The organism is uncultured Bacillus sp. (assembly GCF_958411575.1).
Classification (GTDB): domain Bacteria; phylum Bacillota; class Bacilli; order Bacillales; family Bacillaceae; genus Bacillus; species Bacillus spizizenii.
This window is the reverse complement of the sequence record NZ_CATYRA010000007.1, coordinates 76,086-97,055: the sequence shown is the minus strand read 5'-3', so window position 1 is coordinate 97,055 and position 20,970 is coordinate 76,086. Positions and strand designations below refer to the sequence as shown.

Sequence of the window (20,970 nt, the reverse complement as noted above, 5' to 3'; positions counted from 1 at the left end):
TTATCCCCCTGTCTAATCAATGATATTTTCTAATCCGTACACAAGCTGATCAATCTTCATGACTTGTTCGACTGACAGTTTAACACCTGACATGAAAGAAGCGCGGTTATAGGAATCGTGGCGGATCTGAAGCGTTTGGCCATCCATGCCGAACATGACTTCCTGATGTGCGATCAATCCCGGAAGACGGACACTGTGCAAGCGGATACCGTTTTGTTCCGCTCCTCTTGCTCCTGGGAGAATTTCTTTTTCATCCGGGTGTCCTTGCTGCTTTTCTTGACGGACTTCTGAAATCATTTCCGCTGTTTTCAGCGCCGTTCCGCTTGGTGCGTCAAGCTTCCGATCATGGTGTAGCTCAATAATCTCAACATCCTCAAAGTAGTTGGCAGCCATTTTCGAAAATTTCATCATCAGCACCGCACCAAGTGCAAAGTTTGGAGCGATGATGGCTCCGATTCCCTTCTCTTCTGTTAATGACGTAAGCTCTTTTAAATCAGCTTCTGAGAAACCGGTTGTTCCAACAACCGGACGAACGCCGTGCTCTAATGCAATTTTTGTATGTACTTTTCCGATTTCAGGCGTTGTTAAATCAATTAAGACATCCGGCTGTGTTTCCGAAAAGCATGCACGGATATCTGTGTAAATGAGAGCATCTGACTCAACAGACATCACATCAGATAATTTTTGCTGGTCGTATGTATGGTCTATGGCCCCGACAAGGTCAAAATGAGGTGTTCGTTCTGTCAATTTAACAGCTTCTTGCCCCATTCTTCCACGCGGTCCTGCAATGACTACTTTAATTGTTTCGTTTGACATCTTGATCTCCTCTACTTTCCTTCTTCTTTTCTGGTCCAGCGATCTTTATCTCTAGTATTAAATTTATGCATGACCCGGTCGTGGGCTTCCTCTAAAGAGATATCAAGAGAGTTGGCTAAACAAACCAATACAAACAGCACATCGCCCATTTCCTCTTCCATGCTTTTATCATCTTCAGACGCTTTTTTTGGTTTTTCTCCATAGCGATGATTCACTTCTCTGGCAAGCTCGCCAAGTTCTTCTGTCAGTCTCGCCATCATGGCAAGCGGGCTGAAATATCCTTCTTTAAATTGGCCGATGTAACGGTCTACTTCAGCCTGTATGTCTTTCATTGTTTTATCACTCACTAAACGAAACCTCCTATCATCCTCTTACATGTTAGCTAATTCAGATACGTTTGACAAATGTTTAAGCACGTTTGCTGTTTTCTTTTTCATCCACTATAATATAAACGCTATCTAATGGAAGGAAAAGGGGTTTTGTGTGATGCTTGGAGAAATTAGATTAAAAAACATATTTTTTATTTTAATCGGAGCAGCAATTTTTTCATTTGGCTTGGTTCACTTCAATATGCAAAACAATCTGGCTGAGGGCGGTTTTACAGGCATTACACTTTTGCTTTATGCCCTTTTCCACATCAGCCCCTCTATCTCGAACCTGGTTTTGAACATTCCGATCTTTTTTATCGGCTGGCGTTTGCTTGGCAGAACAATGTTTGTTTATACCCTTGTCGGCACTGTAGCCCTGTCTTTGTTCCTCAGCATTTTTCAGCGATATGAAATACATATGCCTCTTCAGCACGACTTAGCGCTCGCTTCTTTATTTGCTGGCGTGTTTATCGGGGCCGGATTAGGAATTATTTTTAAGTTCGGCGGTACGACAGGTGGAGTTGATATCATCGCCCGTTTGGTCAATAAGTATTTTGGGATTCCGATGGGCAGAACGATGTTTGCTTTCGATGCCTGCGTCATCATTTTATCTTTGCTTACTTATCTCTCCTACAAAGAAGCGATGTATACCCTGGTGGCTGTATTTGTAGCTGCAAGATTAATTGATTTTATTCAGGAAGGCGGATACGCTGCTAAAGGCGCTACGATTATCTCTTCGAAAAACGATCTGATTCAGAAAAAGATTCTTGAAGAAATGGAACGAGGCGTCACCATTTTGAAAGGACAGGGTTCCTATACAAAAGAAGATATAGATGTCCTTTATTGTGTTGTGCCAAAAAACGAATTGGTGATGCTGAAAAGTGTGATTAACTCCGTTGATCCTCATGCCTTTGTGGCGGTAAGCGATGTCCACGACGTGCTTGGAGAAGGATTTACGCTTGACGAAAATAAAAATCCGCTTCCGCGCTGACATTTGATAGAAAAAAGGCGGCAGCAGCCGCCCCTCTTATTTAGGGTAGTCCCGTTTTTTCAGCTTGTTTTTCTCCGCTTTGTACTTTCTGTAGCCGACATAGGTCAGAGCTGTAATGATGATACTGCCGGTTGTGATGATCACCCAGAGTAAAGACGGATCGGCATCATCCTCCTCCACCCTGTCAAAAACATTTTTCAGATCATGCTGAAGAAGAGAAAGCCGTTCAAGCTTTGTGCTCTCAGTCATTTGCTGAAATTCCTCTTGCTCAATGACGTCTATATGTTTTCCGACTGTTTCAAGCTGATCCTCTGATACATCGATTGTAAGACTAGGGTAAATCAAATCATATAAGCTGATAAATTCATTCCATTTTTCATGAAAGCTCGTACTTTCATTCTTTTGGACATCCTGCTTCAGTTCAGCAAAGGCTTCCATAATCGGTCTTTCCAGTGAGCCCCAAAGCGGATCAGATCGATTGTCAACTGCGTCCATCAGCATTCTGAACTGCGCGGCTGCTCTGAGCTTTTGTGTATCTGATGTATCAGCCTGCTTTAAACTCCGTACCATATCATTATAGCCCAGTGTGATTTGACGGATTTGGGCTCCAGTTAGCATGGTGTCTTGCTTTTTTTTCTCGGCGGATTTTAATGTTTTTTCAAAATAAGCAAGGACTTGCAGCGCCTCTTCATATTTTGACTGGCGGGTCATTTGAAAGACCGTATCGGATAAATCGTTCAACTCTTCGAGACTTCCCCGCTCTGCAGCCTTGGCATTTCCATTATAAAAAATAAGAGCAATCAACAAACAGATCGTCAGCTTTCGTTTCATGCAGGTCCCTCCCACTCTCTCTCCTTACAGAATATGAAGAAAGGGACAAGGATAGACCAACATTGTCTTTACATCAGCTCAAGCTTTGTTTGCTTTTTCGAGACCACGAGAAAGTAAGCAAGCCCAATTGAAAAAATACTCAGCCAAAATGTTCCATACCCTATATCAGTCATATAATCAGAAAGCATAGAGTATTGCGGCATCATGTCAAACAAGTAATCAATGACATCGTTGTGCAGCGTCCACACTGCAGCAATTGCAAGATGCCAAAAAGAAAAACGAAAATACGGACTGTACAACACGCCTTGGACTGCCATGGCAAAATGCGAGGCAATCAGCATATAGCCCTCCCACGGCAAGTTACCTTCTACAGCCAGCACAAGAAAATTCATAGCGACCGCCCATAGGCCATACTTTACGAGGGTGACTAGCGCAAGCGCCTCAAAGAGCGGAGCGTTCCGTTTCATGATAAAGGCGAGCAGCACAAACAGAAAGAAAAACGTTGCTGTCGGACTATCCGGAACAAAAATCAGGAAACGGGCCGGTGTCTCCAGTAGCTGCGGCAAGTACCAATAGTATCCGTATACCGTTCCCAGAAAATTGATGGCTAAGACAAGAATAAGCATCGGCTGCCGTCCTAATACATATTGAAACCATTTCACATCAAATCAACTCTCAGTCTGTAAAAATAATATGTCCATATAAAAAAGCTGACGCCGGGTCAGCTTTTGATAATAAAAGTATATCCTTCCATTTTACAATTCACAACACGTTATTTTGCGGTTGTTTCAGAAATAAATTTCGCAAGTTCTTCGAGTTGCTTATCATTCCCTTTGAATACGCCCGCCGGCATTTTGCCTTTCCCTTCAACAGCAATTTTTTTGATTTCATCCGGCTTCAGCCCGCTGTCAACCAACGAAGGCCCGGCTGCCCCTCCTTGAAGGTTATCTCCATGGCAAGAAATACAGCCCTGCTCCTTAAAAACCTTATATCCTTCTGCATTTGTGTCAATGTCGGCTTCTTTTGTGATTTTTCCCTGTTCTTCTGCCTTGGCCCAGTCGTGAGTAGCAACTGACTGCCACGTCAAAAATACAGCAGCGGAAATCGCCAAAAGCATCATACCAACAGCAACAGGACGCTTCCACGGCCTTCTCTCTGTTCCTCTGTCAAGGAATGGCGCCAAAAGCAGGGCGCCAAAAGCGAGTCCCGGCATAATCATGGCGCCGACCACTGTAAAGCTTCCGGCGGCGTATTCATACTTCAACAGCTGGTATAAGAAAAGAAAATACCAATCCGGCAGCGGAATATAACCTGTATCAGTCGGATCCGCCATCCGCTCCAAAGGCGGCTGATGCACAATCGTCAAAACAAGAAAACCGATCAGAAAGACAGCTCCAACCATCCATTCCTTCAACAAGAAATTCGGCCAGAAAGCCTCTGTTTTACCGGGATACTCCGAATAATCCTTCGGTATATTCGGCTTTTTTTCAGCCGGTATCCTTGAGTCGCCTACAAATTTCATCCCTTTGCCCCGGTGCATGTCATCCCCTCCCTTTTATTCGCAGATCAAGAGTTTAAAGCGGTCCTGAAATCCCCTGCTTCCGGATCATAATAAAATGTGCAGCCATCAGCCCGAACAATGCGGCAGGAAGAAAGAATACATGGATCGCAAAAAACCTAGTCAGCGTTTGGGCGCCTACAATATCAGGGTGCCCCGCAAGGAGTGTTTTGACTTGCGTCCCGATCAAAGGCGTGGCTTCAGCGATCTGCAGCCCGACTTTTGTTGCAAACAGAGCCTTCATGTCCCAAGGAAGCAAGTAGCCTGTAAAGCCAAGCCCGAGCATGACAAAAAAGATCAGTACACCGACAATCCAGTTCAGCTCGCGCGGCTTTTTATACGCCCCTTGGAAAAAGACCCTCAGCGTATGTAAAAACATCATCACAATGACCAGGCTCGCACCCCAGTGGTGCATTCCCCTGACAATTTGGCCGAATGCCACTTCATTTTGCAAATAATATACCGATTCCCAGGCATTTTTGATATCAGGCACATAGTACATCGTTAAAAACATTCCAGATAACACTTGGATAACGGTTACAAAAAACGTCAGTCCCCCAAAGCAATACACGAACGCAGAGAAATGATGGGCGGGATTTACATGTTCCGGTACTTCGTGATCGGCAATATCCCTCCACATCGGTGTAATATCAAGCCGCTCATCAACCCAGTCATAAATTTTGTTCAGCATGTCACCCTTCCCCCTTAGGCTTTGCTTTTCCAAGATACAGGAAGCCGTCTTTTACTTCTTGCTCATAATGATCAAGAGGCGAAAGCGGCGGCGTGCCCGGGACATTGGTGCCGTCCTTTTCATAGAGTCCATAATGGCATGGACAAAAGAATTTATTCGGATTTTTAGGATCGCTATTCCAGTTCACCGTACACCCTAAATGCTTACAAATTGGCGAAAGCGCTACAATTTCATCCCCGCTTTTGAAGACCCAGGCTGATCTTGACTCTTCTGACTCATACCAGGCATCGACTTGGTTAATTTTGAAATCAAAGCGCTGCGGCTCTTTTGTCAGCTCATCTACGCTGACAACCTGAACCATGTCCTGCTTCCCTGTCGATTTTAATACCGGGTCGAGTGCAAAGCGAACCATAGGCATGAGCATACTAGCCGCCATAAAACCCCCTACGCCTGTGAGCGTATAATTCAAAAATTGACGTCTGGATATATCATGTTTTCCGCCCATAACTTCTCCCCCCTCTAGGTCACCCCTGCAAACTGACTAAAATAGAAAATATTGCAATAACTCTAGACACCCTCATAATATATGAATCTCTCAGTAAGGTCAATATAGCCAAAATATTGTTTATAAGGAAATGTAAGTGTTTTTATTAGGTGCTCCACAACTGTAACAAAACGTTCAAAATTTCAGCAGTGCGTTCATCTAATATTTTTCTTTTTAAGGAGTCATTTAAATGCTCTAACGGAACAGACGGTGTAACAATGATTTTGCCTAACGCATCCTCGCTTTTCCAATTTTCATCAGACGTGAGCAGCACAACATGCGGAAATTCTGATATAAGCTCTTCCCGCAAATCCCTAAGTCCTTGAACGGTTATTTCATTTCTATCAACATATGTATATGGGGGCAGTAAATATACCCGTCCCTTTAACTGCCTTTCCAGTTCTTCTGACAGAAGCTGCGTGAATTCGCCTTTCTCCGCCGCCATTTTGAAATGGTCTCCTACCTTTATGTTAATTAATGGAATGACAGCGGTGTCAATGTAATCCTTAGCTTGTAAATAGTCCTTGGCATCAGTCATTCTCCACCTCATTGTTCTCCCCCTTTACGACAACAAGCCTTGCAATACACTGCAAGGCTGGTCAAATTATGTGAGCTGATTCAATTGGCGCGATAATTGTTCAAATGCTTCTTTATCATGACGATCTAGCGCATCGTCAATGTCTTTTAATAATTTTTCTCTTTGGAATGTGGAAATAGCGTGCTCCAAAATTTGTTCAGCCAACCCCTGATCTTTTTTGTTCTCAAATAGATCCTTCGGAATATGAGGGTTGGATTCCAGTACTGCAGCATACTCGGGTGAGCTGTAAGCTGAACGGAAATTAAGCTGGATAAACAAATCCTGCTGTTTATTTAATCTAATATCATGAAAAGATTTTTCCGCGTCGGTTGTCATGACATTCTCTTTATAGAACCGAAACGGAACTTCTTCAACACAATGTGTTGACATTATAATGCCTCTCGGGCAAAACTCTGCCTGCTCTACAAAATGAACCTTTTCCATGAGAGAATCATGGCTCATTAAGTAGTTCAAGATCCAAACGCACTCTCGGCGCTTTAACTGATAATGGTTTAAAAACCAACGGATAAAATCTTTTTTCTCATTGACAGAAACAGGGGTCTGCATGTAATTCCCTCCTCTATCGTTCGTATAATCTATATACTTATATGTTCCACATGAATGGTGAACATTCCTGCTTATCTAGAAAATTCATCCTCGATTCGCAAAATCGTCTCTTCCAGCTCTTCATTGGCCCCGTCAATTTCAAGAACCTTTTTCAAAAGCGGAAGCGCTTCTTTCTGCAGGCCTTCTTCTAATAAGAAGCTTGCGTATTCGTATAAGAAATCTCTGTCCTCCCGGTAGTGAAGAAAGGCAGCCTCAAAGGATTGTTTTGCTTTCTCGTATTGCTCTAATTCGGTATATGCACTTGCAAGATACCAATTGTATTTCGGATCTTCTTCCCCATAGCCGCGCACCTCTTGAATAAGATCAATGATCTGTTCATAATCCTCTTCTTTATGATACACGGCAAGAAGTGTATGAAGTGCCTCGACGAAGCCCGGATCAAGTGCAAGCGCCTCCTGAAGCAGCTGTTTCCCATCTTCTGACTTCCCGATTTTTAAAGCCATTTTTGCGGCATAGAGGAAAAGCTCTTTGTTATATTCATCATATCTGATACCCTCTTTTGCCGTTTTTAATGCCTCTTCATACATCCCTTCAGCTTCATAGCTTTTCGAAAGCGGCATATAAAGTGAAGAATAAGACGGATCAAGCTCTTTTAAATCAGACAGCTGCTTAATAGCTGTTTTAACAAGCCCCGCCTGTAAGGCTGTAAACCCATAGCCGAAAATCGTATTAGGATCAGGATTCTCATCGACAGCTTTCTCGTACCACGGAATGGCATCCTCAAATTCACCTGAGGCACTTAACGATTCGGCCAGTCTTTGATGGACATTAACGCCTCCGATCTCACTCTGCTCCTCAGCCGTTGTTTTAAAATATTGAACCGCTTTTGCATAAGCTCCCTGAGTAAAGTAAAGTTCCCCCAGTGCAAAATCAATAATGGGTTCATTGTCCAGAATGGACTTTGCTTGTAAAAGCTTTTGTTCACTGACTTCGAATAACCCCTGCATCTGGTAAAGATCCGCCATAAGCAGCAAACTTTCCGGATATGATGGATCTGTATCCGGAATGGTTTCCAGCACAGCGAGGGCTTTTTCTTCTTCGTCAATATCTATTAAAAGTTCAGCGTAAAAATTCGTCAGTTCTGTTTCATTTGGATATAAATCATGTAAATCACTGATTAGTGAAATCGCTTTTTCTACATTGCCCCACTCGTAATAAAGCTGGGCTGCAATGGCTTTGTCTTCATCATAGAGCTGATTTTCAGCTTTCGAGAGAGTGTTGAGGCCTTTTTCTGTTTCACCTGCTTCAACTAATTTTATGGCTTCTTGAATCAATGTATTCAAATCGGACCGGTCCTTTCTTTTCCTATAGAACATCAACCATACAAAAAAGCTTTATTTGTTCGGGTTAATCTTATCATAATTCAGACGAAAGCCCCCGGCAAATAAGATGCTTGCTGTACGGCAGGGAATTATTGAGTCTTATTAGTTTACCAAAAGTTCTTGAGATAGAAAATGAAAAAAGGAAGATCGCCCTCTGTACAGTAAAACAGCCCTCTGACCTGCCGTTTTGTATAAAGCGCATCCCCCCTTTTCGTTTTTTCTTTTCTCTCTATAAGACAAGCTATGTTTTTTTGCCTCGGATTATGATTCTCACAGGCATTCTGCACAAAAAATCCTGAAGGAAAATCTTCAGGATTTGTTTGAAAGCTTATTTAAATGCTCGAAAAAGGTTGGATAAGAAACGTGAATGGCATCTGTCTGCTCAATTTCAATTGGCTCTTCAGTTATACACGAAGCGATACCAAGCATCATTCCGATTCGATGATCTCCATGGCTGGACACTGTTGCGCCGCCTCTCAGTGTTTGCTTGCCATAAACCTTCATTCCATCTGCTGTCGGTTCAATCTCAGCACCTAGCTTACGAAGCTCAGAAACCACGGTGTCAATGCGGTTTGTTTCTTTTACTTTAAGCTCTGCCGCGTCCTTAATAACGGTGGTTCCTTCCGCCTGGGTCGCAAGAAGCGCAATGATAGGTATTTCATCAATTAAACGCGGAATGATATCTCCACCAATTTCAACCGCTTTTAGAGATGACGTTTCTATGACCAAATCACCGTAAGGCTCTGCACTGCTGTCAGCAGATGGTTTGATTTCAAGTTTTGCCCCCATGTTTTGAAGGACATCAATGATACCTGTCCGAGTCGGATTTAAACCTACGTTTTTTAATACAATCTTACTGTTTGGAACCATTGCACCCGCAATAAGGAAAAACGCCGCTGAAGAAATGTCTCCAGGAACAAAAATATCGGCAGCTGTCAATTTCTGGCCGCCTGTAATAGAAACACTCGTTTGATCTTCAGAAAGCTTAACACCAAAAGCAGAAAGCATCCGCTCAGTATGGTCCCGAGATTTATGAGGCTCTGTGACGGTAGTTGTGCCCTCAGCCTGTAATCCAGCCAGCAAAACAGCAGATTTAATTTGTGCGCTTGCAACAGGTGATACATAATCAATGCCTTTTAATGAAGCGCCGCTCACTGACAGCGGTGTAAATTCTCCGCCGGCTCTGCCGTCGATTTTAGCCCCCATTTCCTTCAAAGGCTCAGTTACACGTTTCATTGGGCGCTTCGCAATGCTCTCATCTCCGGCTACCGCGCTGTAAAAAGGACGGCCCGCCAAAATGCCGAGCATGAGGCGAATCGTTGTACCTGAATTTCCGACATCTAAAAGGCTTTCTGGCTCACTCAGGGAATCGATTCCATTTCCGTGAATCACTACATTGCTGCCGTTTTGCTCAATTTGAACACCCATTTTTCTAAAGCAATCGATCGTGCTCAGACAATCCGCTCCCGGCAGAAAGTTTTTCACAGTTGTTGTGCCCTTCGCTAGCGCGCCAAACATGACGGAACGGTGAGAAATGGATTTATCACCAGGAATATGTATTTCTCCGTTTAAGGCCTGCACCTTTTCTCTTTTCATTATTTTCCACCTCAATCAGCATAAAAAGTTTCATATTCCGCCCGGGCTTCAATGCATTGTTCTGCCCGTTTGCGGTCGTCATCAGACTGAAAACTGATCCTTAAAATCCCGTTAATATCTTCTCGTGTTTCAATAATGCGGATATTCGTGATACTGATGCGCTCCGCAGCTAAGATAGCCGTTATCTCGGAAATCACACCGGGATGATCGGGAACATCCACATATAAATCGTAAAATGCAGGTATCGCGCCCTTCTGCCGAAGCGGCAGTCCGTCGCGATAATCCTTGGCCGTTTTAAAATAACGAAATAGATTTTCGGCATCTTCTTGTTCTACGTATGTCCGGATCGTCTCAATTTCACGAATCCACTCTTCAAAACGGTCCAAGATTTTATCTTTATTATGTAATAGAATATCCCGCCACATTGCCGGGCTGCTTGATGCAATCCTTGTAATATCCCTGAACCCTCCGGCAGCAAAACGTTTAACAAGCGGATAAAGTTCTTCCGAATGATGGGTTTGATGAACTAGGCTTGCTGCGACAATATGCGGAAAATGGCTGATCACGCTTGTAACACCATCATGCTCTTCCGGCGACATTTCCACAAAATGGGCATTTGTCCCCTTCAGCAGGTTTTTCAATTGTTCTACCGCTTGTCTGTCCGTTTTCTGGCCTGGCGTTAAAATATAAAATGCATTTTCAAACAGGAATTCCTTCGCAGCGGCCACTCCTGATTTATGTGAACCTGCCATCGGATGCCCCCCGACAAATTGGTATCGGCCAGGCAGCACTTGCTCAGCGTATCGAACCACTTTTTGCTTTGTGCTTCCTACATCGGTAATCAAAAGTTGATGTTCAATTCCTGAATGAGCCAGCTCATCAAGCATAAGCATGGTTTGCGCAACAGGTGTGGCAATGATTACTGTGGCTGCTTTTTTTGCACCGCTAATAAACGAATCAGCACGCTCGTCTATCACACCTAATTTTAATGCGGCTACTACCTGTTCATCAGAGATGTCGATTCCGATAATCCGTTTGCCCGGATGCTCTTTTTTGATCGCTAGCGCAATCGAACCGCCTATCAATCCGAGACCGGCGAGCAATATTGTATCTTTCATTCGATTCATACGTCATCACCTGGTTTATAGACTAAAGAGGTGATATTTGATCACCTCTTATAAAATTTCAGCTAAAATTGCAAGAATTTCTTCATTTTGCTCTTTTGTTCCGATCGTAATCCGGAGTGATGTCGGGAAACCTAATGCATTTCCTGACCGGACAATATAGCCTTTTTCCAGCAGAGCCTGAAACAGTTCATCGGAAGGGCGGTTAAAATCAATTAACACAAAGTTTGTCTGTGAAGGGTAGCACTTTAAACCATGAGTCTTCGCAAAATCATAATATTGCTGAAGGCCTGTTTTATTTTGCTCGACACAGGAAGCAATAAACGCTTGATCATCAAGTGCTGCGATCGCCGCAGCCTGACCTAGACGGCTCGTGTTAAATGGCTCTCTCGCCGGCTCAATCTGGCGAATCAGGTTCTCGTCAGCAATTCCGTATCCAACTCTGAGCGCAGCCAGACCGTAAGCCTTTGAAAATGTCCGCAATATGATCAGATTGGAATACTTGTTTAATAACGGCACAGTTTCCGGGTAATCCTCAGCTGTTACATATTCATAATATGCTTCGTCAAGAACAACGAGGACATGAGAAGGAACGCGCTCCAGAAATGCGAGTAATTCCCCTTCTGATGTATAAGTGCCAGTCGGGTTATTCGGACTGCATATCCAAACGACTTGTGTCTGTTCGTCAATCGCTTCAAGCATGGCATCTAAATCATGTGAGCCGTCAGGACGAAGTGCGATTTCACGAACTTCAGCGCCTTCAATGACCGCATTATGTTTATATTGCGGAAAAGTCGGGGCAGCAGTTATCGTGTTAGTTTTATCATTTAAAAATGCCCGGCAGATGATCTGAATGATTTCATCTGAACCGTTTCCGAAAATAAGTGATGTTTCACTGACATTGAGGTGCTCACTGAGCCTTGTCCGCAAAGCGGCGCTATACCCGTCCGGATAAAGCGCAAGCTGTTGAATCTCATGTTGAAGCGCCTCTTTTGCAGCTTCTGAACAGCCGTACGGATTTTCGTTTGAAGCAAGCTTCACAACTTTATCCAAGCCATATTCTGATTTCACTGCTTCAATCGGCTTTCCAGGCTGATAAGGCTTCAGTTGTTTTAAATGTTCTTTGATACGCAAATCCAGTCACCTCATTTTAAACTATACAAGCCGCCAAACGCCCTTGCGTAATCTTCAAACTCCTGCAGCGCTTGATCTCTCGTTTCAGTGCTGATGAGCCGGTCCTTTAGCTCTTCTATTTTTCTGACGAGCGCACTTCCCACTACGACACCGTCACAAATTTCATTCATCTTCATGACCTGTTCGCGGTTTGATATACCGAACCCGACAGCAACCGGAACAGTGCTGAGATCCTTCACTGTCCGGATGAACGGGTACACGGATGAATTGAACTCATTGCGGACACCGGTCACACCTAGAGAAGATACACAGTAGACGAAGCCCTCGGCTTGTTCAATAATGGTTTTCAAACGGCTTTCGCTTGTCGGCGCAACTAAAGAAATATACGTTACCTCATGGTTTTTGCAATCCGCTTGAAGGCTGGCGCTTTCTTCTAATGGCAGATCCGGAACAAGCAGACCGTCAATGTGATTTTTCCGCAGTAAAGCGAAAAAGTATTCTTTGTTCAATTGTAACACAGGATTATAATACGTAAAGAGGATAATCGGAATATTCACTCCGTTTTTTTTCATTTCCCCGCCTAATTCGATTGCCTTTACGATATTCATTCCATGATCAAGCGCCCGCTTTGAAGCACGCTGGATCACCGGACCGTCTGCAAGCGGGTCTGAGTATGCAACACCAAGCTCCAGTGCCGTGGCACCTGCTTTTTGGAGTGACTTCGCCAGTTTAACCGAAACCTCAGGCGATGGATCTCCCGCTGTAATAAACGGGATAAACAATTTTTCTGATGCTTGAAGATCTAATTTAAACATGCGCTTTCACCTCTTCTTCCAATACATTCATTAATGTGTTGACATCCTTATCTCCCCGTCCTGATAAACAGACGAGAATGGATTGATTGCGATCCATCTCTTTGGCGAGTTTGAATGCTTTTGCTAACGCATGGGCAGATTCGATTGCCGGCAAAATCCCCTCTTTTTCTGACAAGAGTTTTAATGCATCCACCGCTTCTTCATCTGTGATACTGTCATAAGTGACACGGCCGCTCTTATGCAAATATGCGTGCTCCGGACCGATTCCAGGATAGTCAAGTCCTGCTGAAATGGAGTAAGGCTCAATAATTTGCCCGAACTCATCTTGAATCAGATAAGTCAATGAACCGTGAATAACGCCTACGGTTCCTTTCGACATAGTAGCGGCATGAAGAGGAGTATCAATTCCTTTTCCGGCTGCTTCAGCGCCGATCAGTTCAACATCTTCGTCTAAAAACGCCTGAAACATGCCTATCGCATTGCTTCCTCCACCTACACACGCCACTACTTTATCAGGCAGAGTGCCTTCAATGTGTTTCAGCTGATCCTTCGCTTCCTCTCCAATCATTTTCTGAAATTCTCGGACCACCTGCGGATAAGGGTGCGGTCCGACAACTGATCCAATCATGTAAAAATGATCCTCGCAATGTTGAACCCAATACCGAATCGCCTCATTTGTGGCATCCTTCAATGTGCCATTTCCGCTTGTTACAGGAACAACTTCCGCCCCAAGAAGCTTCATGCGGAAAACGTTCAGAGACTGGCGGGCAACATCCTCCTCGCCCATAAACACAGTGCAAGAAAAGCCGAATTTGGCTGCGACTGTGGCAGCGGCAACACCGTGCTGACCGGCACCGGTTTCAGCAATGATTTTCGATTTTCCCATTTTCTTAGCGAGCAGCGCTTGACCTAACGCATTATTGATTTTATGAGACCCTGTATGGTTTAAATCTTCTCGTTTCAAATAAATTTTCGCGCCGCCTAAGTACTCAGTAACTCGATCAGCAAACGTGAGTGCAGTCGGCCTACCGGAATAGTCATGTAACAGCTTGTAATATTCATTACGAAAAACAGGATCATCCTTGATCTCTTTAAATGCGGTTTCAATTTCTTCTAACGGCTGCATCAGTGTTTCCGGAACAAACTTTCCGCCAAAATCGCCGTATCTGCCTATTTCATTCGGATATGGATACATATCGATTCATCCTTTCTTCTAAAAGCCTCATCAGATTCTGATCTTTTTGTCCGTTTTTTTCGATTCCGCTGGCAAGGTCAATTCCTGCCGGCTGATATTTCATTAAGTCTGTGATAGTGTCCGGATTCACGCCGCCTGCGATAAAACAACGTTTTCCTATAGCAGCCTGCTGGTATTCCGGCACACAGTCCCAAGAAAAAGCAACACCAGTGCCCCCTCTTGCCCCTTTGACAGATGAATCAATCACAAAGCCGTCCACATCATCTTTAAAGCGGGCTATCTCTTGAGTTGTGTTCTCATGATGGTGAAGCGCCTTCCATATTTCACAATCTGTCAGCATGCGAAGCGCATCGGCATCCGCAGGTTCCTCATCACCGTGAAGCTGAATGACGTCTAGATTTAAGTCTTCGGCAATCCGTGACATCGTCTCTATCGATTCATTAACAAAAACCCCTGCAACCTGTTTTTCGACACAAACTTGACTCAGCCACTTTTTCACATCTTGCGGAGATACTTTTCGGTAGCTTTCAGCAAAAATAAAGCCCAGATAATCCGCCTGTGAGTCTGCTGCAAGCTGCAAATCCTGCAGTGACCGTATGCCGCAATATTTTAATGCCGGCTTCTTCACATCCTCACTCCCCAAACAAAGCATGGATTGCTTTTTGCTGTGATGTTTGTCTCATCAATGATTCACCAATAAGCACAGCTCGTGCTCCATGTTCTTTGACAAATGTTAAATGTTCTAAAGAACCGATTCCGCTTTCGCTGACAAGCAGTGATTCTTTCGGAGCAAGAGATGCGATTTGTTCTGTCTGCATGATAGAGGTTTCAAAAGTTTTTAGGTTTCGGTTGTTTATGCCGAGAATATCAGGCGTGAATACTTTCAATATTTGTTCTAGCGTTGTTGCATCATGAACCTCCACTAACACGTCCATCTCCTTTTCACCTGCTTCAAGATATAATTCATGAAGGTGTAAGGGATCAAGCACTTCGCCGATTAACAATATGGCATCCGCTCCGATTCTTCTTGATTCCTCCACTTGAAGAGAATCAATAATAAAATCTTTTCTGAGTACAGGTATCGAAACAGCGCGCTTTACGTCTGATAAATAGCTGTTTTCCCCTTGAAAAAACGGGGTGTCTGTTAAAACGGAAAGCGCATCTGCTTTCGCAGTTTCATAGTCTTTTGCAATCCGCACAGGTACAAAATTCTCTTTAATAAGCCCTTTTGACGGCGACGCTTTCTTCACTTCAGCAATCAACCCGATAAACCGATTCAGGCTTGCCAGCGCCTCTTTAAATGAACGTTTTTCGAAAGGCTGCTCTTCCGGCAAGACCAGTGTTTTTACTTCTTCTTTCTTTTGTTTAATGATGTTTTCAAGCATAGATCTCTTCCTCTTTCTGCTTTAGTCGTTCAAGCTGCGCGGCAGCGCCTCCGCTTGTAATCGTCTCTAATGCTAGCTCCGTTCCTTCCTTCAGTGAGGCGGTGATCCCCGCCGTGTATATCGCAGCCCCTGCATTAAAAGCTGTAATAGATAAAGCGGAACTGCTGCTTTTATTTTCAAAAATATTCTGAATGAGACAGGCACTCTCTTTTGGTGACTCCACCTGTAAATCTTCAAGTCTGCCATTTGTGAAACCGAAAGCTTCCGGTGAAACGGTATATTCCCGGCGCTCCCCGTCCTTTAATTCAATCACGTCGGTCGGTGCTGTAATTGAAAGCTCATCTAAACCGTCACGGCTTGATACGAACATGACGTGCTTCGGCTGAAACGTCTCCAGTGCGCTTGCCATCAATCCAGCTTTTTCAGCGGAATAGACCCCAATCACCTGGCGCTTCGCCTGCAAGGGATTGCTAAGCGGTCCGAGCAAATTAAATACTGTTCTGAAACCCAGTTCTTTTCTTGTACCCGCTACATGTTTCATAGACGAATGATAGAGCGGTGCAAAAAGAAATCCCATGTTGTTTGCTTCAATGCTGCTTTTGACCTTTTCGGGAGTGGTTTGAATTGGAACCTCTAACACCTCTAAAACATCAGCGCTTCCGCTTTTAGAAGAGACAGAGCGATTGCCGTGCTTAGCGATTTTTGCCCCTGCTGCTGAGGCAACAATTGCTGATGCCGTTGAGATATTAAAAGTAGAAATACCGTCTCCTCCGGTTCCGCATGTATCAACGACATCAGGAAGTCCATCGACTGTAAGAGCGCGTGCCCGCATCGCCTTTACAAAGCCCGTTAGCTCTTCTGGCGTCTCTCCCCGATGAGCAAGAATAGACAATATACCGCCCATTTCAGAAGGTGCCATTTCCGCTGTTATCATCATATTCATCAGCGCTTCTGCCTCATCGGCAGTAAGTGTTTTTCCGTCAACGCACAATTGTAGAAATTTGTTCATCAGCTTTATCCTCCTTGCTATGGAACATGTCTTCTGCAATATGAATCGTTTTCAGCAGCGCACCGGCTTTATTACAGCTTTCTTCGTATTCGGCTTCCGGAACAGAATCCGCAACAATTCCAGCACCTGCCTGTATCGATGCAACACCGTTCTTTACGCTCATGGTGCGAATCGTAATACAAGAGTCGATATTACCGTCAAATCCGATGTAGGCGATACAGCCGCCGTATGTCTCTCTCGGTGTTGGCTCGAGCTCTTGCAAAAGCTGCATAGCACGGATTTTTGGAGCGCCTGTTAAAGTTCCCGCCGGGAAAGCGGACATCAGTGCATCGACAGGGTGAACCCCTTCTTTCAATCGGCCTGTAACCACCGAAATAATGTGCATGACATGCGAAAAGGAGACAATTTTTGTGAACTCCGGCACAGAAACAGATCCATACTCTGCTACTCTGCCAATATCGTTCCGGGCAAGGTCAACGAGCATGTAGTGCTCCGCTTTTTCTTTTTCATCCTTCATCAGCTCAACTTTGAGTTTTTCATCTTCCTCTTTATCTGCGCCTCGTTTTCTCGTACCGGCAATCGGATGGATTTCCAAGTGCCCGTCCTTAACGTGGATTAATCGTTCCGGAGAGCTGCCGACTATTTCTCTGTCTTGGAGTTTCATATAATACATATACGGAGAAGGATTGACGATCCTAAGCACCCGGTATAACTCAAAGGCATCTGATTTTATCGGAATCTCAAATTTTTGTGACAGAACGCCTTGGAAGATATCGCCCGCTTTTATATATTCTTTTATTTTTTCTACATCAGCCATAAAGGCTGGTTTTTCATAATTAGAAGATACTGTCTCAAAGCTGGGTGTCTTATATGAATCAGCAGAAAGAAACAGTTCTTTTATGTTTTTTTGATCCATCATTTTTTCTATGAGATCTTGAAGCTCTTGATGATTTTGATGAAATACATCGATTTTTTCGTTTTCTGTTTCCTGTCCATTGAGCCTTGCATATTGGATAAAGTGGACGTTTTTAGTTTCATGATCATATGCAATTAATGTCCGGCAAACAAACAGCATACACTTTTCCATTCCTGTTTCTTTTGAATGCGGAGGAACAGAAGGCTCAATCAGCGGGATCATATCGTAGCTTAAGTACCCGACAGCTCCGCCGACAAAAGGAATGCCTAGCTCTGGCGTTTTGATTTTGTACGTGGTATTCATCCAATTCAGAACTTCTTTAAGTTCATTTCCTGTGTAATGAGATCTGCCGTCATGATCTGTAGCTGTAAAACGGCTCTGCTTTTCTTTAATCGTGAGGAATGGATTCAGGCCGATAAACGAATATCTTGACCAATTGGATGTATCATCCTTGCTTTCAAGAAGATACGTAATCTCCCTGTCGAGCTTCTCTATCATTTGAATGGGTGTCATCGTATCGACTGTGAAGGTCTCCACAATCGGTATGGTGTGGTAGGACAAGCTGTCCTGTAAAAATGAAGAAATGTTGGATTGGTAATACATTGCTCTCACTCCTTATGGCAAGGAGAATGAGAAGATGGCATGAGAGGATAAAACATTATATAACAAATAAACCCAAAAGAAAGGCTTCTTTTGGGTAGAATAAACATACATGTCTCAGCTCAACTACACTCATTCTCTGCTACCCTATTCTCTAACTCAACTCATTCAATCGCTTTATACACACTCTTGTGTATTTCTAAGCTGTTCCTATCGTATTACAATTCAGTATTTTTTGTCAATGATAAATCGGGTCTTAATACAACGGCTTTTTCTAAATATACATGCCTGATCCGTTCCTGAGGAACATCTGTCTGGACGGTCATCATGACTCTGATGCACTTTTTCAGACCGCCGGTTACGTCCATTTCCTGCATACAGGTTACCGGCACATACTGCCATCCTGAAAGCTCACGGACAGCTTTTGCCGGGAAAACGGAGTGCAAATCAGGTGTCGCCGAAAGAAGCATTTGAACAACATCTTCCGGTTTTGTTTTGTTTTCTTCTATGATTTTCTCTAACAGCTGTTTTGTTTTTTGTAAAATTTCTTCTTCAGTATCTCGTTCAACTGTAGTTGCTCCGCGAATTCCGCGAATCATCATGATGTCTCCTCCAATCGCCATTTGTTCAGCCAGCTCTCAAGTTCATTTCTGGAAAATGCGTGATCAGCAACTTTTCCTAATTCGTTGAGCACGATAAACTGAATCTTCCCGCCGCGGGTTTTCTTATCATTCATCATACGGTCCAATAGAACCGAAGTTTCCGTCTCATTTTTAATTTGACTTGGATAGCCCAGGCTTATTAGCCAACTGACCAAACGTTTCCTGTCCATTTCACAGCCCGCTGTCTTTTCGCTTATATATAAAGCAAACTGCATCCCGAGGGCTACGGCATCACCGTGAGTGATCTGTCCGTATCCATATTCAGCCTCAACGGCATGGCCGAGCGTATGTCCGAAGTTTAAGTAAGCTCTGATCCCCTCTTCTTTTTCATCCTGCTGAACGACAGATGCTTTTATTGAAATCCCTTTAAAAATCATGTCATTCAGCTGATCACTGGTGATATCACGCAGTGAGCGGATATTCAGCAGCTCTTCCAGAAACGCTCTGTCATAGATAAAAGCGTGTTTAATCACTTCTGCCATTCCGGATCGAAGCTCTTTTTCAGGCAAAGAACGCAGGAAGTCTGTATCGTAGAGCACGGCCTTCGGCTGATAAAATGCACCGATTAGATTTTTTCCGAGCGGATGGTTCACGGCTACCTTTCCTCCGACTGCACTGTCATGCGCCAAAAGCGTCGTAGGCATTTGGATAAAATCAATGCCGCGCATAAAAGTGGCAGCCACAAAACCGGCAAGATCTCCTACAACACCGCCACCGAACGCGATGATGCATGAGGAGCGATCCATATGAAAACGAATCGCTTCACTCTGCAGTTTTGTGTACATGTCCATGGATTTCGCCTGCTCTCCGCTCGGCACCGTCACTTTTTTCACGGGCCATTTTTCTTGCAGCAAATGAAGCATTTCATCACCATACAGGCGGTCAACCTCTTCATCCGTGACAAGCATAATCCGTGTTAAAGGCCTGTTTAGAGAGTTTAATAGTTCGCAAACCTCTTTTCTGATGCCTTGTCCGATAAAAACAGGATACGACGAGGAAGCGGTTTGAACATGCAGTGTTTTCATTAAAATTCCCTCGACAGTTTTCTCATATTCTCCACATTTTCTCTAATGCGGTCGATTTGATCTAAGCCGAATTGTTCAACGACTGCGTTCGCAATCTCCCATGCGACAGCCGCTTCAGCTACTACACTTGCCGCAGGCACTGCACAGCTGTCTGAACGTTCAATGCTGGCAGAAAACGGTTCTTTCGTTTCAATATCTACGCTTTTCAGCGGTTTATACAAAGTCGGAATCGGCTTCATGACTCCGCGGACAACAATCGGCATTCCTGTCGTCATGCCGCCTTCCAGTCCTCCGAGTCTGTTTGTAGCGCGGGTATATCCCTTTTCCTCGTCCCAAATGATCTCGTCATGGACTTCGCTTCCATTTCTTCCGGCTGCTTCAAAGCCGATGCCGAATTCCACACCTTTAAATGCGTTAATTGACAGAACAGCAGCAGCAAGCTTGCTGTCCAGTTTGCGGTCATAATGGACGTAGCTGCCAACGCCTACTGGCATTCCCTCGACAATGACTTCTACAATTCCGCCGATGGAATCTCCGTTGGCCTTCGCTTCATCAATGGCAGCCATCATTTTTTTGCCCGCTTCTTCATCGTAGCATCTGACCGGAGACTCCTCCGTTACACGCTGCAGGTCATCAATTGACGTATATTCTGTTTTTTCAGCTTTAACTGCGCCAATTTGCAATACGTGACCTGCCACCTTAATGCCGAGCTCAGAAAGAATCTTTTTAGCGACAGCTCCTGCCGCCACTCTGACAGTTGTTTCCCTTGCTGAAGAGCGCTCAAGCACATTTCTCATATCACGGTGATTATATTTAATCGCTCCGTTTAAGTCAGCGTGCCCAGGTCTCGGTCTGGAAATTTGGCGCTTCATTTCCTTTTCTTCATCCTCTGTAATCGGAGCCGCACCCATGATTTTTGTCCAATGCTTCCAATCGTTATTTTCAACGACGAGAGCAATTGGTGAACCGAGTGTTCGTGCATGACGCACCCCGCTCATAATTTTGGCCTGGTCTTTTTCGATCTGCATGCGGCGGCCGCGGCCGTGGCCTTTTTGGCGTCTGGCAAGCTCAAAATTGATATCTTCCTCCGTTATGTAAAGCCCGGCAGGCACACCTTCAATAATGGTTGTCAGTTGGGGGCCGTGTGATTCTCCGGCTGTTAAATATCTCATGACTTCTTCTCC

At 44.2% G+C, this 20,970-nt stretch carries 23 protein-coding genes; 1 reads left to right on the top strand and 22 read right to left on the bottom strand.

Translation table 11 applies throughout. The annotated features are described in order from the left end of the window. Nucleotides 1-12: 12 nt before the first annotated feature. Both dapB and Q5C82_RS12940 read right to left on the bottom strand, forming a co-directional pair. Nucleotides 13-816: a 4-hydroxy-tetrahydrodipicolinate reductase gene (gene dapB / locus Q5C82_RS12945; protein WP_003225571.1), complete on the bottom strand. Its 804-nt coding sequence runs from the start codon at nucleotides 814-816 to the stop codon at nucleotides 13-15. Nucleotides 817-827: 11 nt separating this feature from the next. Further along, nucleotides 828-1,163, bottom strand: a complete 336-nt coding sequence (locus Q5C82_RS12940) for a nucleotide pyrophosphohydrolase (protein WP_003225569.1) — start codon at nucleotides 1,161-1,163, stop codon at nucleotides 828-830. Nucleotides 1,164-1,302: 139 nt separating this feature from the next. On the opposite strand from Q5C82_RS12940, the gene Q5C82_RS12935 reads away from it, so the two are divergent. Beyond that, nucleotides 1,303-2,175, top strand: a complete 873-nt coding sequence (locus Q5C82_RS12935; protein ID WP_003225567.1) for a YitT family protein — start codon at nucleotides 1,303-1,305, stop codon at nucleotides 2,173-2,175. A 36-nt stretch (nucleotides 2,176-2,211) separates the two neighbouring features. Here the strand turns inward: Q5C82_RS12935 and ypjB are convergent, their stop codons facing one another. The 20 genes from ypjB to aroC all read right to left on the bottom strand — a co-directional run bounded on the left by ypjB (nucleotide 2,212) and on the right by aroC (nucleotide 20,958). Continuing rightward, a complete protein-coding gene (gene ypjB / locus Q5C82_RS12930) occupies nucleotides 2,212-3,006 on the bottom strand; it encodes a sporulation protein YpjB (RefSeq protein WP_003225565.1) in 795 nt (264 codons plus the stop codon). A gap of 68 nt (nucleotides 3,007-3,074) precedes the next feature. Then, the gene (locus Q5C82_RS12925) at nucleotides 3,075-3,668 is read right to left on the bottom strand and encodes a DUF1405 domain-containing protein (RefSeq protein WP_003225563.1); all 594 of its coding nucleotides are present in this window, start codon (nucleotides 3,666-3,668) and stop codon (nucleotides 3,075-3,077) included. A gap of 110 nt (nucleotides 3,669-3,778) precedes the next feature. Next, nucleotides 3,779-4,546 carry a menaquinol-cytochrome c reductase cytochrome b/c subunit gene (locus Q5C82_RS12920; protein WP_003225562.1) on the bottom strand — a complete coding sequence of 256 codons (768 nt, stop codon included), beginning with the start codon at nucleotides 4,544-4,546 and terminating at the stop codon, nucleotides 3,779-3,781. A gap of 34 nt (nucleotides 4,547-4,580) precedes the next feature. Continuing rightward, nucleotides 4,581-5,255, bottom strand: coding sequence for a menaquinol-cytochrome c reductase cytochrome b subunit (gene qcrB / locus Q5C82_RS12915; RefSeq protein WP_003225560.1), 675 nt, complete (start codon nucleotides 5,253-5,255; stop codon nucleotides 4,581-4,583). Nucleotide 5,256: 1 nt separating this feature from the next. Beyond that, nucleotides 5,257-5,760: a ubiquinol-cytochrome c reductase iron-sulfur subunit gene (locus tag Q5C82_RS12910; RefSeq protein ID WP_003225556.1), complete on the bottom strand. Its 504-nt coding sequence runs from the start codon at nucleotides 5,758-5,760 to the stop codon at nucleotides 5,257-5,259. A gap of 145 nt (nucleotides 5,761-5,905) precedes the next feature. Beyond that, complete coding sequence (locus Q5C82_RS12905) at nucleotides 5,906-6,349, bottom strand: YpiF family protein (protein ID WP_003225553.1); 444 nt, start codon at nucleotides 6,347-6,349, stop codon at nucleotides 5,906-5,908. 54 nt (nucleotides 6,350-6,403) lie between these two features. Next, entirely contained in the window at nucleotides 6,404-6,943 is a 540-nt protein-coding gene (locus tag Q5C82_RS12900; protein ID WP_003225551.1) for a ReoY family proteolytic degradation factor, read from the bottom strand. A gap of 71 nt (nucleotides 6,944-7,014) precedes the next feature. Next, on the bottom strand, nucleotides 7,015-8,286 hold the full coding sequence (locus Q5C82_RS12895; RefSeq protein ID WP_003225549.1) for a tetratricopeptide repeat protein: 1,272 nt from the start codon (nucleotides 8,284-8,286) through the stop codon (nucleotides 7,015-7,017). Between the two features lie 348 nt (nucleotides 8,287-8,634). Continuing rightward, nucleotides 8,635-9,921 (bottom strand): 3-phosphoshikimate 1-carboxyvinyltransferase, encoded by a 1,287-nt coding sequence (aroA, locus tag Q5C82_RS12890; protein ID WP_003225545.1) that lies wholly within the window; start codon nucleotides 9,919-9,921, stop codon nucleotides 8,635-8,637. Nucleotides 9,922-9,932: 11 nt separating this feature from the next. Further along, entirely contained in the window at nucleotides 9,933-11,048 is a 1,116-nt protein-coding gene (locus Q5C82_RS12885; RefSeq protein ID WP_003225544.1) for a prephenate dehydrogenase, read from the bottom strand. A 48-nt stretch (nucleotides 11,049-11,096) separates the two neighbouring features. Continuing rightward, nucleotides 11,097-12,179: a histidinol-phosphate transaminase gene (hisC, locus tag Q5C82_RS12880; RefSeq protein WP_003225543.1), complete on the bottom strand. Its 1,083-nt coding sequence runs from the start codon at nucleotides 12,177-12,179 to the stop codon at nucleotides 11,097-11,099. 11 nt (nucleotides 12,180-12,190) lie between these two features. Next, on the bottom strand, nucleotides 12,191-12,994 hold the full coding sequence (trpA, locus tag Q5C82_RS12875; RefSeq protein ID WP_003225540.1) for a tryptophan synthase subunit alpha: 804 nt from the start codon (nucleotides 12,992-12,994) through the stop codon (nucleotides 12,191-12,193). Next, a complete protein-coding gene (trpB, locus tag Q5C82_RS12870) occupies nucleotides 12,987-14,189 on the bottom strand; it encodes a tryptophan synthase subunit beta (protein WP_003225538.1) in 1,203 nt (400 codons plus the stop codon). The genes trpA and trpB overlap by 8 nt, the downstream gene beginning before the upstream one ends. Continuing rightward, nucleotides 14,170-14,817: a phosphoribosylanthranilate isomerase gene (locus Q5C82_RS12865; protein ID WP_003225536.1), complete on the bottom strand. Its 648-nt coding sequence runs from the start codon at nucleotides 14,815-14,817 to the stop codon at nucleotides 14,170-14,172. Before Q5C82_RS12865 ends, trpB begins: the two co-directional genes overlap by 20 nt. Nucleotides 14,818-14,821: 4 nt before the next feature. Continuing rightward, entirely contained in the window at nucleotides 14,822-15,574 is a 753-nt protein-coding gene (gene trpC, locus Q5C82_RS12860; RefSeq protein ID WP_003225532.1) for an indole-3-glycerol phosphate synthase TrpC, read from the bottom strand. After that, nucleotides 15,567-16,583 (bottom strand): anthranilate phosphoribosyltransferase, encoded by a 1,017-nt coding sequence (trpD, locus tag Q5C82_RS12855; protein ID WP_003225531.1) that lies wholly within the window; start codon nucleotides 16,581-16,583, stop codon nucleotides 15,567-15,569. Before trpD ends, trpC begins: the two co-directional genes overlap by 8 nt. After that, on the bottom strand, nucleotides 16,555-18,102 hold the full coding sequence (trpE, locus tag Q5C82_RS12850; RefSeq protein ID WP_003225529.1) for an anthranilate synthase component I: 1,548 nt from the start codon (nucleotides 18,100-18,102) through the stop codon (nucleotides 16,555-16,557). Before trpE ends, trpD begins: the two co-directional genes overlap by 29 nt. Nucleotides 18,103-18,317: 215 nt before the next feature. Next, entirely contained in the window at nucleotides 18,318-18,701 is a 384-nt protein-coding gene (gene aroH / locus Q5C82_RS12845) for a chorismate mutase (protein WP_003225527.1), read from the bottom strand. Then, nucleotides 18,698-19,786 carry a 3-dehydroquinate synthase gene (gene aroB, locus Q5C82_RS12840; RefSeq protein ID WP_003225525.1) on the bottom strand — a complete coding sequence of 363 codons (1,089 nt, stop codon included), beginning with the start codon at nucleotides 19,784-19,786 and terminating at the stop codon, nucleotides 18,698-18,700. The genes aroH and aroB overlap by 4 nt, the downstream gene beginning before the upstream one ends. After that, nucleotides 19,786-20,958, bottom strand: a complete 1,173-nt coding sequence (gene aroC / locus Q5C82_RS12835; RefSeq protein WP_003225524.1) for a chorismate synthase — start codon at nucleotides 20,956-20,958, stop codon at nucleotides 19,786-19,788. The genes aroB and aroC overlap by 1 nt, the downstream gene beginning before the upstream one ends. Nucleotides 20,959-20,970: the final 12 nt, after the last annotated feature.